This window comes from Rhizobium sp. LCM 4573, from assembly GCF_001854865.1.
Taxonomy (GTDB): Bacteria; Pseudomonadota; Alphaproteobacteria; order Rhizobiales; family Rhizobiaceae; genus Neorhizobium.
In genome coordinates, this window is record NZ_MDDW01000003.1 from 332,459 (window position 1) to 346,095 (window position 13,637).

At 61.6% G+C, this 13,637-nt stretch carries 14 protein-coding genes; 5 read left to right on the top strand and 9 right to left on the bottom strand.

Annotated elements, in window-relative coordinates; all coding sequences use genetic code 11:
* Nucleotides 1–44 precede the first annotated feature (44 nt).
* The 6 genes from LCM4573_RS08385 to LCM4573_RS08410 all read right to left on the bottom strand — a co-directional run bounded on the left by LCM4573_RS08385 (nucleotide 45) and on the right by LCM4573_RS08410 (nucleotide 6,060).
* Nucleotides 45–716: a class II aldolase/adducin family protein gene (locus LCM4573_RS08385; protein ID WP_274534846.1), complete on the bottom strand. Its 672-nt coding sequence runs from the start codon at nucleotides 714–716 to the stop codon at nucleotides 45–47.
* Nucleotides 713–1,486 carry an SDR family NAD(P)-dependent oxidoreductase gene (locus LCM4573_RS08390; protein ID WP_071005796.1) on the bottom strand — a complete coding sequence of 258 codons (774 nt, stop codon included), beginning with the start codon at nucleotides 1,484–1,486 and terminating at the stop codon, nucleotides 713–715. The genes LCM4573_RS08385 and LCM4573_RS08390 overlap by 4 nt, the downstream gene beginning before the upstream one ends.
* A gap of 199 nt (nucleotides 1,487–1,685) precedes the next feature.
* Nucleotides 1,686–2,507 (bottom strand): GntR family transcriptional regulator, encoded by an 822-nt coding sequence (locus tag LCM4573_RS08395; protein ID WP_244505266.1) that lies wholly within the window; start codon nucleotides 2,505–2,507, stop codon nucleotides 1,686–1,688.
* 138 nt (nucleotides 2,508–2,645) lie between these two features.
* On the bottom strand, nucleotides 2,646–3,971 hold the full coding sequence (locus tag LCM4573_RS08400) for an MFS transporter (RefSeq protein WP_071005798.1): 1,326 nt from the start codon (nucleotides 3,969–3,971) through the stop codon (nucleotides 2,646–2,648).
* 304 nt (nucleotides 3,972–4,275) lie between these two features.
* The gene (locus tag LCM4573_RS08405) at nucleotides 4,276–5,454 is read right to left on the bottom strand and encodes an acetyl-CoA C-acetyltransferase (RefSeq protein ID WP_071005799.1); all 1,179 of its coding nucleotides are present in this window, start codon (nucleotides 5,452–5,454) and stop codon (nucleotides 4,276–4,278) included.
* 3 nt (nucleotides 5,455–5,457) lie between these two features.
* On the bottom strand, nucleotides 5,458–6,060 hold the full coding sequence (locus LCM4573_RS08410; RefSeq protein WP_071005800.1) for a TetR/AcrR family transcriptional regulator: 603 nt from the start codon (nucleotides 6,058–6,060) through the stop codon (nucleotides 5,458–5,460).
* A 156-nt stretch (nucleotides 6,061–6,216) separates the two neighbouring features.
* On the opposite strand from LCM4573_RS08410, the gene LCM4573_RS08415 reads away from it, so the two are divergent.
* Genes LCM4573_RS08415 through LCM4573_RS08435 form a run of 5 tightly spaced genes read left to right on the top strand, consistent with a single transcriptional unit; the run spans nucleotide 6,217 to nucleotide 11,456 of the window.
* Nucleotides 6,217–8,169 carry an acetoacetate--CoA ligase gene (locus LCM4573_RS08415; RefSeq protein ID WP_071005801.1) on the top strand — a complete coding sequence of 651 codons (1,953 nt, stop codon included), beginning with the start codon at nucleotides 6,217–6,219 and terminating at the stop codon, nucleotides 8,167–8,169.
* Nucleotides 8,166–9,323: a thiolase family protein gene (locus LCM4573_RS08420; protein WP_071005802.1), complete on the top strand. Its 1,158-nt coding sequence runs from the start codon at nucleotides 8,166–8,168 to the stop codon at nucleotides 9,321–9,323. The genes LCM4573_RS08415 and LCM4573_RS08420 overlap by 4 nt, the downstream gene beginning before the upstream one ends.
* Nucleotides 9,323–9,751, top strand: coding sequence for a Zn-ribbon domain-containing OB-fold protein (locus tag LCM4573_RS08425; protein ID WP_071005803.1), 429 nt, complete (start codon nucleotides 9,323–9,325; stop codon nucleotides 9,749–9,751). The genes LCM4573_RS08420 and LCM4573_RS08425 overlap by 1 nt, the downstream gene beginning before the upstream one ends.
* A 1-nt stretch (nucleotide 9,752) precedes the next feature.
* On the top strand, nucleotides 9,753–10,205 hold the full coding sequence (locus LCM4573_RS08430; RefSeq protein ID WP_071005804.1) for a MaoC family dehydratase: 453 nt from the start codon (nucleotides 9,753–9,755) through the stop codon (nucleotides 10,203–10,205).
* A 3-nt stretch (nucleotides 10,206–10,208) separates the two neighbouring features.
* Nucleotides 10,209–11,456 (top strand): nitrate/nitrite transporter, encoded by a 1,248-nt coding sequence (locus LCM4573_RS08435; RefSeq protein WP_244505267.1) that lies wholly within the window; start codon nucleotides 10,209–10,211, stop codon nucleotides 11,454–11,456.
* Here the strand turns inward: LCM4573_RS08435 and LCM4573_RS08440 are convergent.
* The 3 genes from LCM4573_RS08440 to LCM4573_RS08450 all read right to left on the bottom strand — a co-directional run bounded on the left by LCM4573_RS08440 (nucleotide 11,431) and on the right by LCM4573_RS08450 (nucleotide 13,597).
* Nucleotides 11,431–12,180 carry a DUF2161 domain-containing phosphodiesterase gene (locus LCM4573_RS08440; RefSeq protein WP_083347361.1) on the bottom strand — a complete coding sequence of 250 codons (750 nt, stop codon included), beginning with the start codon at nucleotides 12,178–12,180 and terminating at the stop codon, nucleotides 11,431–11,433. The two genes, LCM4573_RS08435 and LCM4573_RS08440, sit on opposite strands and share 26 nt — an antisense overlap.
* A 632-nt stretch (nucleotides 12,181–12,812) precedes the next feature.
* Complete coding sequence (locus LCM4573_RS08445) at nucleotides 12,813–13,088, bottom strand: DUF2277 domain-containing protein (protein ID WP_071005805.1); 276 nt, start codon at nucleotides 13,086–13,088, stop codon at nucleotides 12,813–12,815.
* Nucleotides 13,089–13,384: 296 nt separating this feature from the next.
* The gene (locus LCM4573_RS08450) at nucleotides 13,385–13,597 is read right to left on the bottom strand and encodes a hypothetical protein (RefSeq protein ID WP_071005806.1); all 213 of its coding nucleotides are present in this window, start codon (nucleotides 13,595–13,597) and stop codon (nucleotides 13,385–13,387) included.
* Nucleotides 13,598–13,637 lie beyond the last annotated feature (40 nt).

The following is a 13,637-nucleotide window of genomic DNA, read 5'->3' on the forward strand; positions in this document are numbered from 1 at the left end:
CTTTGCCCCGAAGGGCAATTTGCTGCGCGGGATGCCCGCCGCAGTCAGTCCTTGTGCCCGTAGCTGCCCATCTTCTCGAGGACGCGGGCAATCTCCTCCTTTGACAGAAGGCGAGGTTCGCCGAGCTGCAGGGCCCCGTGATATTGCCGCGCGAGCGTTTCCACCTCGACTGACAGCCAGAGCGCCTTGGGCAGCGTGGCGCCGACGGCGATGATGCCGTGGTGCTCCAGCAGGCAAGCTTTGCGGCCTTCCAGCGCTTCGACAGCATTTTTTGAAAGCTCCTGGCTTCCGAAGGTCGCATAGGGCGCGCAGCGGATATCGTCGCCGCCGGCGACGGCGATCATGTAGTGGATCGGTGGAATGGGCAGGCCCATGATTGCGAGGATCGTCGAATAGGTCGGATGCGCGTGCACGATGGCGTTCACGTCCGGCCGCGCCAGCATGATGTCGCGATGGAACCGCCATTCGCTGGAGGCGGCCAGTGGACCCTTCGCCGTTCCGTCCATTTCCAGCCGGACGATGCTGTCTGTCGTCAGCTTCTCATAGGGCGTGCTCGTCGGCGTGATAAGGATATAGTCCTCGTGGCGAACGCTGATATTTCCGGAAGTGCCCTGGTTGATGCCAAGGCGGTTCATCTCGAGGCATGCCTTGATGATGGCCTGGCGCTTTTCCAGTTCGGTCGGGCTGAAAGTGCTCTGATCSATGAAAGGGCTCACAATGCGGTGTAGCCGCCGTCGACCGACAGGACGGATCCGGTCACGTAGTTGGCGGCAGGGGATGCAAGAAAGAGGATTGTCGACGCGATTTCGGACGGCTCGCCGCAGCGCTTCATCGGCGTCATGTCCATCCAGACGTTGAACAGTTCAGGCCGCTCGCGCATCTTAAGGGTCATTTCCGTGCCGACATAACCGGGGGCGACCGCATTGACGCGCACGCCGCTATCGACCCACTCGACCGCGAGTGCCTTCGTCAGCATGTGCACCGCACCCTTGCTCGCCATGTAGGACGCGGCGAACTGCGGGCGATTGATGATCAGGCCCGACATCGAACCCAGATTGACGATACTGCCCTGACGCTGTTCCACCATATGGCGACCGAAGGCGCGCGCAGCCCAGAACGTGCCGTTGACATTGACATCCATGACAAGCCGCCACTCCTCGTCCGAAACGTCGAGGGCGGAATGCAGCCGGGCAATGCCTGCGCTGTTGACGAGAACAGTAACCTTGCCATGCGCGGCGACGACTGCGTCGGCGGCCGCATCGATCACAGCCGGGTCCGTGACATCAACCAGATGTGTTGAAACCTTGACACCAAAGGCCTCCAGCGCTGCGGTCGCCGTCTCCAGTGCCGCCTCGCCGAGATCGAGAAGCGCGATCGCTGCGCCGCAGGACGCGAAAGCCTTTGCGGTTTCCAGGCCGATGCCGCTGGCTCCACCCGTGACGGCGACCACATGGTCTGAAAAATCGAACTGGTTTCGGTAGTCCATGGCTTCCTCCCGCATCCCCACAAGACATGGATCAGGGGTTCGCGGAACCGTGCGTTCCCGCGTTATCACGCTGATCTGAACTGTGAACTTTCTCCCAGGCGCTCCTCACGCCGTTGAAAGCAGGATAGGTCGCGCTATGGCGCCTGTCAATCTGGTTATCACCAGAAATCGGAATTTTTTGTACCGAACGGTCTACGGGTCAGGATTCGATCCGCAAATGAATGCGTGCGACGGCGGAATTGTAGAATGCGCGATAATATTCAAGTGCGCCACCATCATGGTCGTAAGCAATTGATTCTATTGCGATGAGTGGTGCGTCTGCGGGAACGCCCATGCGCAGACAGGATGTTGCATCCGGAAGTTCGGCAGTGAACCAGCGCTCGGCGCGCTGAACAGTCAGTCCATATCTTTCCCGGATGGTCTGAAAGATCGAACGGTTGTCGATGTTGAGTTTCTCCATGCCCGGCACCTTGTGTGCGGGCAGGGAAATGTGCGTGTGAGTGATGGGGCGCCCATCGCAATAGTAGACGCGCTCGATGCGCACCACGTCGCCTTCCGGCGGAATGCCGAAAACCTTCTGCTCGCTCTCGTTCGCCTTGTCCCGGTAGAACTCGAACGTCTTGGTCGTGACCACATRCCCCTTGGCCGTGAGGTCACCGAAGACGCTGAGATTGGACGTCATGAAGTCGACGTCCTGACGGGGCTGGGCAACGAACATTCCTTTCCGCGGCATCTTGATGACGTGGCCCTCGGCGGCCAAGGCCCCTAGCGCCGCCCGCACGACGGGCTTCGACACATCGAATATCTCGCAAAGCGCTGTCTCGGACGGCATGCGGGAATTCGGCCGCAGCTTCTCCGACGCGATCGCATCCTGGATGCGGTTCTTGAGCTGCACCCAGAGCGGCGCGGTCTCGCCGCGATCCAGTGTCTTGAGGGCGATCGATTGAAAGGCATCGTTCGCGCTGTCGTCGAGGTCGTCATAGCGCGGGCGGCCACGCATCCGGGGCTTCAAGGTTTCCATAAAGGCACATTTCTGATTACATCTAGAAATTTACAATCTTGCGCTTTGCGTCGTTCGTCAAGTTGCGGCCCCGCCTCTACAATCGGCAAAGACGAAGGGCCGTGTCACCGCGGCCCTTCGCATCGAGGTCGTTGCCCCTCAGTCGGGCGCCGTTTCCCATTTGTCCTTGTAGGTTTCCCGGGCAAGGAATGTGCAGCCGGTGCTGACAATACCCAGAATGAAGACGTAGATGATCACGCCGGTGGGTTCGCCGTCATAGGCAGCGAGAAGCGCCGTCGCGATCAGCGGGGCAATGCCGCCGGACAGCACAGCGCCGATCTGGTAGCCGATTGACGCGCCGCTGAGGCGGACCTTCGTGCCATACAGCTCCGAGAAATAGACCGCCTGTGGGCCGTAGAGCGAATCGTGCAACACGTTAAGGCCGATGACGATCGCCAGCGTCAGCAGGAAGATCGACCCGCTCTGTGCCATCGAGAAGAACGGGACGATGAACAGGGTCGAGGCGATGCAACCGAACAGATAAACCGGCTTGCGGCCGATCTTGTCCGTCAGCCACGACCAGAGCGGCAGGGTGACGAAACCGACGATGGACGAGATGACGACCGCGTTCAGGCCCACTTGGCGATCAAAGCCGAGAGAGTTCACGATGTAGGACAGCATGAACACGCTGTAGAGATAGAAGACGGCGTTCTGCAGGAACTTCATGCCGATCGTCAGGAGCAGGATCCGCCATTCACCCCGCACGACGTCGACCACCGGCCGCTCGGCCTGCTCATTGTTCTGCTTCACCGCCTCGAAGGCAGGTGACTCGCTGACGCTGGAGCGGATGTAGACGCCGACCAGGATGAGAACCGCGCTGAACAGGAACGGCACGCGCCACCCCCAGGACAGGAAAGCCTCGTTGTCCATCGAGCCGGAGGCGATCGCCACGGCGACCGTTGACAGGAGCAGGCCCGCCGGGACGCCGAGTTGCGGGAAGCTGCCATAGAGGCCCCGCTTGCCGGCCGGTGCGTGCTCGACCGCCATGACCACCGCCGCCCCCCATTCCCCGCCTACGGCAAACCCTTGCGCGATACGCAGCAAGCACAAAATGACCGCCGCCCATATGCCGATCTGGTCGTAGCTCGGAATGAGCCCGATCAGGACCGTGCTGGCTCCCATGATCAGAAGACTGAGCATCAGCATGGCCTTGCGGCCGACCCGGTCGCCATAATGCCCGGCGATAACGCCGCCGATCGGGCGCGCCACGAAACCGACAGCATAGGTGGCGAAAGCCACCAGCGTCCCGACATACGGGTCATAGGATGGAAAGAACACATAGGGAAACACGAGCGCCGCGCATGTTCCGTAGAGATAGTAGTCGTACCATTCGATGGCGGTCCCGATGAAGCTCGCGGCCGCAACCTTGCGATGCTCCTTGGTCAGTCCCTTGGCCGGCGCGGCCGCTGCTGCATTGTAAGTCATAGCTCCTCCCACAGAGTGTGCCCCGCATGACACCACGATCCGGCGGCGCCTGCGGACACAGGCGCCCTCCTCCCCGGTTTTCGTGGATGCTGCATGTCAGGGTGATGATGGCAACGATCGACTCAAGTACCGACCGTTCGGTACAACTTGCTTCTGACCGTGAGAAGTGTCAAGAGTATTCGGCAGGAATCTGCAAATCCCATGCTGTCACCTTTGTCCATCCGCCGCGAAAACCTGAAACCGGACACGGAGATCTGCCCGCCCGCACGAAGCGACCGGCCGGGACAGCGCAAATGTCGAGCAGTCAGCGTTCGAGGCAGATCGCAACGCCGAGGCCACCGCCAATGCATAAGGATGCAAGGGCGCGCCGGGCGTTCCGTTTCGTCATTTCATGCAGCAGCGTCACCACGATGCGGCAGCCGGATCCGGCAAGGGGATGACCGAGCGCGATCGCACCGCCGTTGACATTGATGCGGTCAGGATCCCAGCCCATTTCGCGATTGACCGCGATGGCCTGTGCAGCAAAGGCCTCGTTGACCTCCATGAGATCGAGGTCGTCCGCATGCCAGCCAGCCTTTGCCAACGCCGCGCGCGACGCAGCGACGGGACCGAGCCCCATGTCCATCGGCTCGACGCCCGCAGACGCGTAGGATGCGATGCGCGCAAGAGGCTCCAGCCCTAGCGCCGCGGCCCGCTCTTCCGACATAACCAGAACCGCGGATGCCCCGTCATTCAAGCCGGAGGAATTGCCCGCCGTCACCGTGCCGGCCGGATCGAACACCGGGCGCAGGCTCGCGAGCTTTTCCAGATCCGTCCGGGGATTGGGATGTTCATCGACGGATATCGTGATATCGCCGCGACGCGTGGAATATGTGACAGGCACGATCTCCGCCGCAAACCTGCCAGCTTCGATCGCGGAGGATGCCTTGTTCTGCGAGGCGAGCGCTAAACGATCCTGCTCGTCGCGGCGCACCTGATAGCGGCTGGCCAGGTGCTCGGCCGTTACGCCCATATGCACATCGTGGAAGGCATCCCAGAGACCATCGACGATCATGGAATCCTTGACGGCCACGTCTCCCATACGCACGCCCTCGCGCATTCCGTATAGGAGATGCGGCGCCTGGCTCATGCTGTCCTGCCCGCCTGCAACGACGATCTGCGCATCGCCGCATCGGATCGCCTGGGCTGCAAGATGAATGGATTTTTGGCCCGCCCCGCAGACCTTGTTGACGGTCATCGCCGGCACATTTACGGGAATTCCGGCAGCAAGCGCGGCTTGGCGGGCGGGATTTTGGCCGGCGCCACCGGTCAGGACCTGACCCATGATGATTTCATCGACATCTCCGCCCTCCAGACCGGCATCCTCAAGCAGGGCCGCCATGACCGACGCACCGAGCGCGGCCGCAGACTGCGAGGCGAGACCGCCGTTCAGCTTGCCGATAGGAGTTCGCCGCGCAGCGGTGATGACGATTTCCCGGTCCATGGTCTATCCTTTCCCCGCAGCCCGCAGGGTAATGCCGGCGAAATCCTCGGCGATGGCATCGATCGTCATCGCGCCGTCGCCCTTGATCCACAGGAAGCTGTAGAAATACATGCCGAGGATTGCCTTGACCTCGGTCTTCGACATCGCGCGCAGCACCCCTTGACGCGCACCATCCTGGAAGACCCGTATCCAGATGTCCTGGTAATCCGCATGGAGGGCCAGCACGCCCCTGCGCTTTGCATCGTTGAGGGCGTGCACCTCGCGGAAGCAGACCGTCATTTCCGGCCGGCTGGCGAACATGATCTCCATGAAGCTGCGGCTCAGCGCGCGGATGCGCTCGGGCACGCTCGCACCACTGATCTCGATGGCACGCGCCGCATTGATCAGTTCCACCATGTAGACGGTCATGATGTCGAAGAGCAGGTCTTCCTTGGATTTGATGTGGTAGTAGAGCGCTCCCTTGCCGAAGCCCGCGACATCGCCCACCTCGCTGATGCCGACGCTGCCATAGCCCTTGTCCGCAAAAAGCTTCGCAGCCACTTCCATGATCATCCGCTTGCTTTCGGAAAGCTCGTCCGGCCGCGGCGTGCTCAAAATCTCTTCCATTGGGTTCCCCGGTAAATTCAATCGCCGGATGCGCCGACGCATCCAGCGTCGATACATGACATGATTTCGCATTGACAGCGCAACTTTGGACTTGCATTGTACTGATCGGTCGGTACTTATGCAACAACAAAAGCAGCCGACCCTGGAGGAGGAAGAATGCAATCGGATATTGTCTGGCGACCGGGAGAGGCGCGTTTCGAAACGAGTAAACTCGCGCGATTTGCCCGCGCCAACGGCTTTGATCCGCGCGACTACGACACCCTTCATCGCTGGTCGATTGCGGACAAAGGCGCGTTCTGGCGGGCAGTCTGGGACTTCACCGGCGTGATCGGCGAGACCGGCGACCGTAGTTTCGTCGAGAGCACCGTCGATCCGATGACGGGTGCCGCCTTCTTCCCCGACGCTCGGCTCAACCTTGCCGAAAACCTCCTGCGCGGCAAAGATGATGCCATCGCCATCCACGAGGCGGACGAAACCGGCGCGCACGGTACCGTCACGCGCGGCGAACTGCGCGCCATGGTGGCCCGCACGGCGGACGGCCTGCGCCGCGCCGGCGTCACCCGGGACGATTGCGTGGCCGGCATCCTGCCAAACCGGACAGAAGCACTTGTCGCGCTATTGGCAACAGCCGCCATCGGCGCGACTTGGTCGTCCTGTTYCCCCGACTTCGGCGTCACGGCCATTCTCGACCGCCTCGGCCAGATCAGGCCGAAGGTTCTCTTCGCGGCAGCTTCCTATCGCTATGGTAGCAAGGATCACGACATCGCCCAGCGGCTCGTCGACATCGCCAGTGGCATGGACAGCGTCGAGCATGTGGTTCTCACCAGCGGCAACTTACCGGCCTCGGCCGAGGGGCGCTTCACCTGTCACGATTACGCGGCGTTCGGCGATGACGCGCCGCTGACATTCGAGCGCGTGCCTTTCCGCCATCCCCTCTACGTCCTTTACACCTCCGGCACGACCGGCGCACCCAAGGCAATCGTGCACTCCACGGGCGGCGTATTGATGCAGCATTTGAAGGAACATGTGCTGCACGGCGACGTGTGCCCGGGCGATGTTGTCAGCTGGTACACCAACACCGCTTGGATGATGTATCATTGGTTGGTCTCGGCCCTGGCCTGCGACGCCGCCATCCTGCTCTACGACGGAGCGCCGATCCTCAAGTCGCCCACCGGACTCGACGTCGCCCCGCTCTGGAAAGCGGCGGAGCGGGCGGGCGTCACACATTTCGGCACCAGCCCGAAATACCTGTCGACCCTTGCCGACGAAGGCTACTCCCCCGCGCGCCATCATGACCTTTCCGCGCTGAAATCCGTGCTTTCGGCCGGCGCGCCGGTCTCGCCGCACCAGTTCGACTGGGTTTATGCGCATATCAAGCAGGATATGGTCTTCGCCTCGATCTCGGGCGGCACGGAAATCATCGGCTGCTTCATGCTCGGCTCGCCGATCCATCCGGTGCGCCGAGGCCACCTCACGGTCAAGGGCCTTGGCCTTGCCGTCGCCGTCATGGACGACCGCAATGCGCCGATCCTCGGGCGCCAGGGCGATCTCGTCTGCACCGAGGCCTTTCCGTCCATGCCGCTCACCTTCTGGGGCGAAGGCGGTATGAAACGGTATCACGACACCTACTTCTCGCAGCGCCGCGAAATCTGGACACATGGCGACGTCGCGGAAATGACACCCTACGGATCGGCGGTGATCTACGGCCGTTCCGACACGACGCTGAAGCCCGGCGGCGTGCGCATCGGCACGGCGGAAATCTATGCGGCATGCGAACTCTTCCCGGAGATCGAGGACTGCCTCGTCTTCGGAGCACCCGCTGCCGGTGACGAGGAAATCGTGCTGTGCGTGAAGCYGAAGGACGATGGGGGCCTTTGCGAGAGTCTTGCGAAAGAGATCCGCCGCAAGATCCGCGACATGGCGTCACCACGTCATGTTCCCCATCGCATCCATGCCGTCAGGGCCATCCCCTATACTCTTAACGGAAAGCGCGTCGAGGGTGCCGCCCGCACCGTTCTGGAGGGCGGCGTGGTCAAGAACATGGGATCGCTCGCCAATCCGGAATGCCTCGACGAGTACCGGAATCTTGACAGGAGTGCCGCGGCATGACGCCAGCACGCTCCAGGGGCGCGATCATCGGGATCGGTGAACTCAAGCCGCAGCGCAGAACCGAAGGGATCACCACGCTGGAGATGCTCGCCGAAGTATCGGCGGCGGCCGTCGCGGATGCCCGCATCGAGCCTTACGAAATCGACGGTCTTCTTGTCGGTCCACAGGTCGGAGAGACACCACAGCACGTACCGGCGACAATCGCCGAATATCTCGGGCTGAAGCCGACGATGGGCAATGTCGTCGATCTTGGCGGTGCATCCGGCGCTGGCATGGTCTGGCGCGCAGCGGCCGCCATCCAAGCCGGCATGTGCGAGACGGTGCTCTGCGTTCTCGGTAACGCACGCGACGACAACCCGCCGCGTTCGCCGAACCGCAATCCGATTCGCGAATTCGACGTACCCTTCGGAGCATCCGGCGCCAATATTTCCTATGCACTGTTCATGCAGGCGCATATGGCGCGCTTCGGTACGACGGCCGAGGATTTCGCGGGGATTGCGCATTGGGCCCGCCACAACGCACAGTCAAACCCGGATGCCATATTCCACGGCAAGCCGGCGAGCGTCGCGGATGTCCTTGCGTCTCCGATCGTCGCCTCCCCGTTGCACCTCTTCGAGATCGTCATGCCGGTCGCAGGCGCCGAGGCCGTCATCGTCACCTCGGTGAAACGGGYGCGCGAGCGTGGCCAGGCGATGGTCCACCTGCTCGGTGCAGGCGAGAAGATCACACACCGTGCCGCCTCCCAGGCGCCCGACCTGACGACCGGTCCGCTGAAACAGGCGATGGCCAGCGCATTTGCGCAGTCGGGCACGTCCGCGCAGGACATGAACCTGCTGTCGCTCTACGACTGCTACACGATCATGGTCGCGCTGACGATCGAGGATTCAGGCCTCTGCGGACCGGGCGAGTTCGGTCACTGGCTGAAGGGACGCGATCTTTCCTTTTCCGGCGACACGCCGCTCAATACACATGGTGGGCAGATCGGCTTCGGCCAGCCGGACCTTGCCGGCGGCATGACGCATATCGTGGAAGCCGTGCGCCAGCTGCGCGGCACCGCAACCGGCCGGCAGATCGCCAATCCGCAACTCGCCCTCGTCACGGGCAACGGCGCCACTGTCAGCGAAGCGACAGCGCTTGTTCTGGGAGCCGACTGATGGACCTCGATCTCCTGAAAACACCCGGCCCGACCATAACCGCGCTCACGGCTCCTTTCTGGGCGGCCGCAAAGGAGGGACGGCTTTGCATCCAGCACTGCGAGGAGTGCGGCGGCGCCGTCTTCTATCCCCGCCGGATCTGCCCGCACTGCTGGAGCGAGCACCTCGTCTGGAAAGACGCCTCAGGCCGCGRCCGTCTCAAATCCTTTTCGATCGTCCAAAAGCCGGGTCACCCCGGCTGGGTGCCGATCGTGCCCTATGCCGTCGGGCTCGTCGAACTCGAGGAAGGGCCGACGCTGCTGAGCTTCATCCTGCGCAAACCGGAAGAAGAGCTCGCCATAGGCAAAGCGGTCGAAATGATCCCGACGCGGATCGGCGGGCGCATCCTGCCTGCCTTCCGCCAGAAGCAATCCCAGGAAAGGGTATGACATGAGCGACGTAAAGCAGGACGGCTGGGCCGGCATCATCAAAGGCAAGCCGAAGGTCGGGGACGCGGCCGAACGGTCGCGGCGCACCACAATGAAAGACATCGAGGCCTTTTCCGAAATGACCGGGGATCGCAATCCCCTGCATTACGACCGTGCGCTTGYTGAAGCATCGATCTTTGGAAAGCTCATCGTCCAGGGCGGCGTCACATCCGGCATGCTCAACGCGGTTGTTGCCGAGGACCTGCCCGGCCCGGGAACGGTCTTTCTCGGTGTCGAATGGAAATTCGTCAAGGCGGTCGGGGTGGACGAGTTGATCACCGCGCGCGTCGAGATCACCGAGGTCCGCGACGACAAACCGATCTGCAAGATCGTCACCAGCGTTCGCGACGAAGCGGGAGAAACCTGCCTGAGCGGCACGGCGACCGTCTACACGGTTCCCCTGGCGAAGGCCTGAGCCGTGCCCGACATCGACACCGGCGATCCCCATGCCGTCGACCGGCCAGCAAACACTAATCGCTGGTCGGTCCTCATCATCTTGTGCATCTCCGTCGTCCTGTCGATGACGACATGGTTTTCCGCTACCGCCGTCACACCCGAACTCAAGGCCGCGTGGCAGTTATCGGACAGCACAGTCGCCTGGCTGACGAATGGCGTGCAGATCGGTTTTGTGACGGGCGCACTGCTGGCGAGCCTCGTCAACCTGCCCGATATCATACGCCTCAACCGCCTTATGGCGGCTGCCTCCGTCCTGGCGGCGGGTGTGAACGTCCTGCTATTGCTGGAGCCCAGCCCCATAGGCGCCATCGCCTGCCGCTTTGCGACCGGGATGGCGCTGGCAGCTGTCTATCCCCCAGCGATGAAGCTCGTCTCCACATGGTTCGTGCGCAACAGGGGGTTCGCGCTCGGTGCGGTGGTCGGCGCGCTGACGCTTGGCTCATCCATGCCGCATCTCTTTCGCACCATCACAGAGCATATCGACTGGCAGCTCGTCATCGGCCTGTCGAGCGCCGCCTCGCTGATCGCCGGCCTGTGCTTCCTGCTGTTTGCCCGTGAGGGGCGCTATCCGTTCGGCAAAGCCGTGTTCGACCCGCGGCAGATCGGCCGCGTCCTGCGCGATCGCGATCTTTTCCTGGTGAATGTCGGCTATTTCGGTCACATGTGGGAACTTTATGCGATGTGGGCGTGGCTTCTCATCTTCATGCGAACCGCCGCCGAGGGCACGCTCCCGCCAAACATGGCTTCACTCATCACCTTTGTCGCCATTGCCGCCGGCCTCTTCGGCTGCGTGGCCGGTGGCCTCCTGTCGGACCGGTTTGGGCGCACCGCCACCACGGCGGGTCTGATGATTGTGTCCGGCCTCTGCGCCCTCCTCATCGGCTTTGCCTTTTCAGGACCGATCTGGCTGACCATCCTCATCGCCATCGTCTGGGGCATGGCGATCGTCGGAGATTCCCCGCTGTTTTCCGCCGCCGTGACGGAACTGGCGGATCGGGACTTCGTGGGCACCGCGCTTTCTCTGCAAATGGGGCTCGGCTTTGCGCTCACCGTCTTCGTTATCTGGCTGATGCCACACATCGCCGCGTGGCTCGGCAGCTGGCAATGGCCCTTCGTGATCCTCGCGCCCGGTCCCTTCATCGGCGCCTGGGCAATGATGGCGCTTCGCCGCTCGCCGGCAGCCGTCAGGCTTGCGGGCGGTCGCCGTTGATGGTCCCTGTGACAAGATCGGCCTTCTCACCCTCGGCCCAGCACTCGGGTTCGGAATCGCGCGCTTTGCCTACTGCCTGCTGCGGCCATCGCTGCAGCGCCTCCCGTCCGGCGCCGGTCAAGCCATAGACTCCCCTCTCGAGACGTTCGAACCAGCCATAGACGTTCCCAAGCAAAATCTTCCCGGCATCCGGTATGCTGGATCGGATTTGACGCACGCGCATCGGCCCTGATGCCAGCGCTAATGCGCAGCCGAGCGCCTGTTGGCGGTACGCGGTCATGATCGGGGCGCGTGTGCTCCCGCCTACTGCCGGATCGCCCCGTCGCCTCTGGTGTTCACGTATCAGCCCTGAACGCCGTTTCGGATTGGTTCGTGGCATCGGTGTTACGGAATTGACGATAATCGCAACTTCGCCGGTATCGGAAATGCTGAGCATGCCGATCCCCAGCCTGCGGCAGAGATCGCGGTAACGTTTGTCTGCACCGCGACCTTTACCCTTGGCTGAGACACGAGCCGCGATCCAGACCTCGTCTGCAACAGCTGCGCGGTCGACAGCCTGCAGTATGAGCTCTAGATTGAAGCTCAGTTTTAGCTCGCAGATCACGACAACAGGCGGATCTTTGTCGCTCAAGCCGACGAGATCGCAACCGCCGACTTCGCCTTTGACAGCATAACCCGCCCTCTCAAGAAAGCGTTTGACGGGCAGATAAAGCGAAGTTTCCATATGCCTGCAGGTTTAAGTGAAAGATCCGGCTCGTGAATACATCGACCCGCCCGCACAGGACAACCATTTAGCAGCCGACGAGATTACAGTTAAAGCTACCGCCGCATTCGCCAATACGTCTCTACGGCGAGCGTCGAACTTTTATCCCCGGAACTGAGACGCGTTGCCCTAAATCGAATCCGAACCAACGCCCTTCTTGTTAGAAGAAGCACTTTATCACGAATGCTTCAGTAGTTGAGATTATCCAACCAAAAGAAATGACCGATTTAGGGGCCGGTTAAAGCTGTCCGCCCGGTTTCGGATACCCCCAGGCGATAGCTGCCTTAGTCGCGAAGCTATCAATACGACCGCTTACGACCTTCCCACTTCCAGTCTCGAATACCTTATATTTCAGTCGATTAATACGTTACCGAGATCAGCAAAAAATGCTTGAACCACCTGCCCGTATTGAACCGCTGTTCTTTGACGACACAGCGAGAAGGCCGCCGACGAAGTCGGCCAAGGTCTGCACCCGCAATCAGCCGCCGCGCTCCAAGTGGAATCATCGCTGCAGTCGCGGAAGCCTGTCAATCAAACGGCTCCCGCTCCAAAATCCCTCTACCGTGGAATTGCTCGTGGAACCAAGAAACAGCTCAGACGGCACGTCCATAACGCTGCTTAGCCCGCTCCCTCGCCCTAGAGGCGACGACCTCGCGGTCTTTAGGGGGTACTTTGGTTTCCAGAGCCTGCAACAGCTTGTGCACAGATCGTTTGATCTCCTCCACCGCGTTGTAAAACGCGGCTTCATTGGCTTGTGAGGGGCGGGTGGACCCAGAGATCTTGCGCACGAACTGTAGGGCTGCGTCGTGCATCTCGTCCTTGGTGGCTGGCGGGTCCACGTTGAACAGCGACTTGATGTTTCGGCACATGACGTCCTCCTTCGCTGGTGGTGCAGTGTTGCACTAGCCCTGCGCCGATGCAACACAACGCAGGGTTTGGGTAGCGCTTAACTGGCTTGTCCGCTTCGTGCGCCAGTCGATAAAAGCAGCTTAGTCCTTCTATGAGCATGCCGACTCTGTGCTCGCGACCTGGGAGCAGAAATTGATTGCGGCTTGATTGCTGCCGGATTTCGCACGGTCTGCACTAGGCTCTCACAATGCAGAAGCAGACGTTTCTTAGGGATTCCAGAAAGAGGACATTTGCGGTGAGGTCGCGCCCTCCGAGCTCAGTTGGTTCGCGGGTTCGAGATCAACACCCCGTCACGCCACCGCTCCCCAAGCCATAAGATGAGCATCAGCAGGAAGGGATTCACCAGTTGCAGCAAGACAACCACAGTCGCACTCAAGCCAAAATTGAGAAACAGCACCAGCGGAGCCGCTAAAACCATGTGAACCATGACCCCGCCAGCCACAAGCAGGGCGAGCGCGCCGTAGCTCATCCGCCCTGGACCGAAGCAGGCGCGGTAACCCACACGGCCA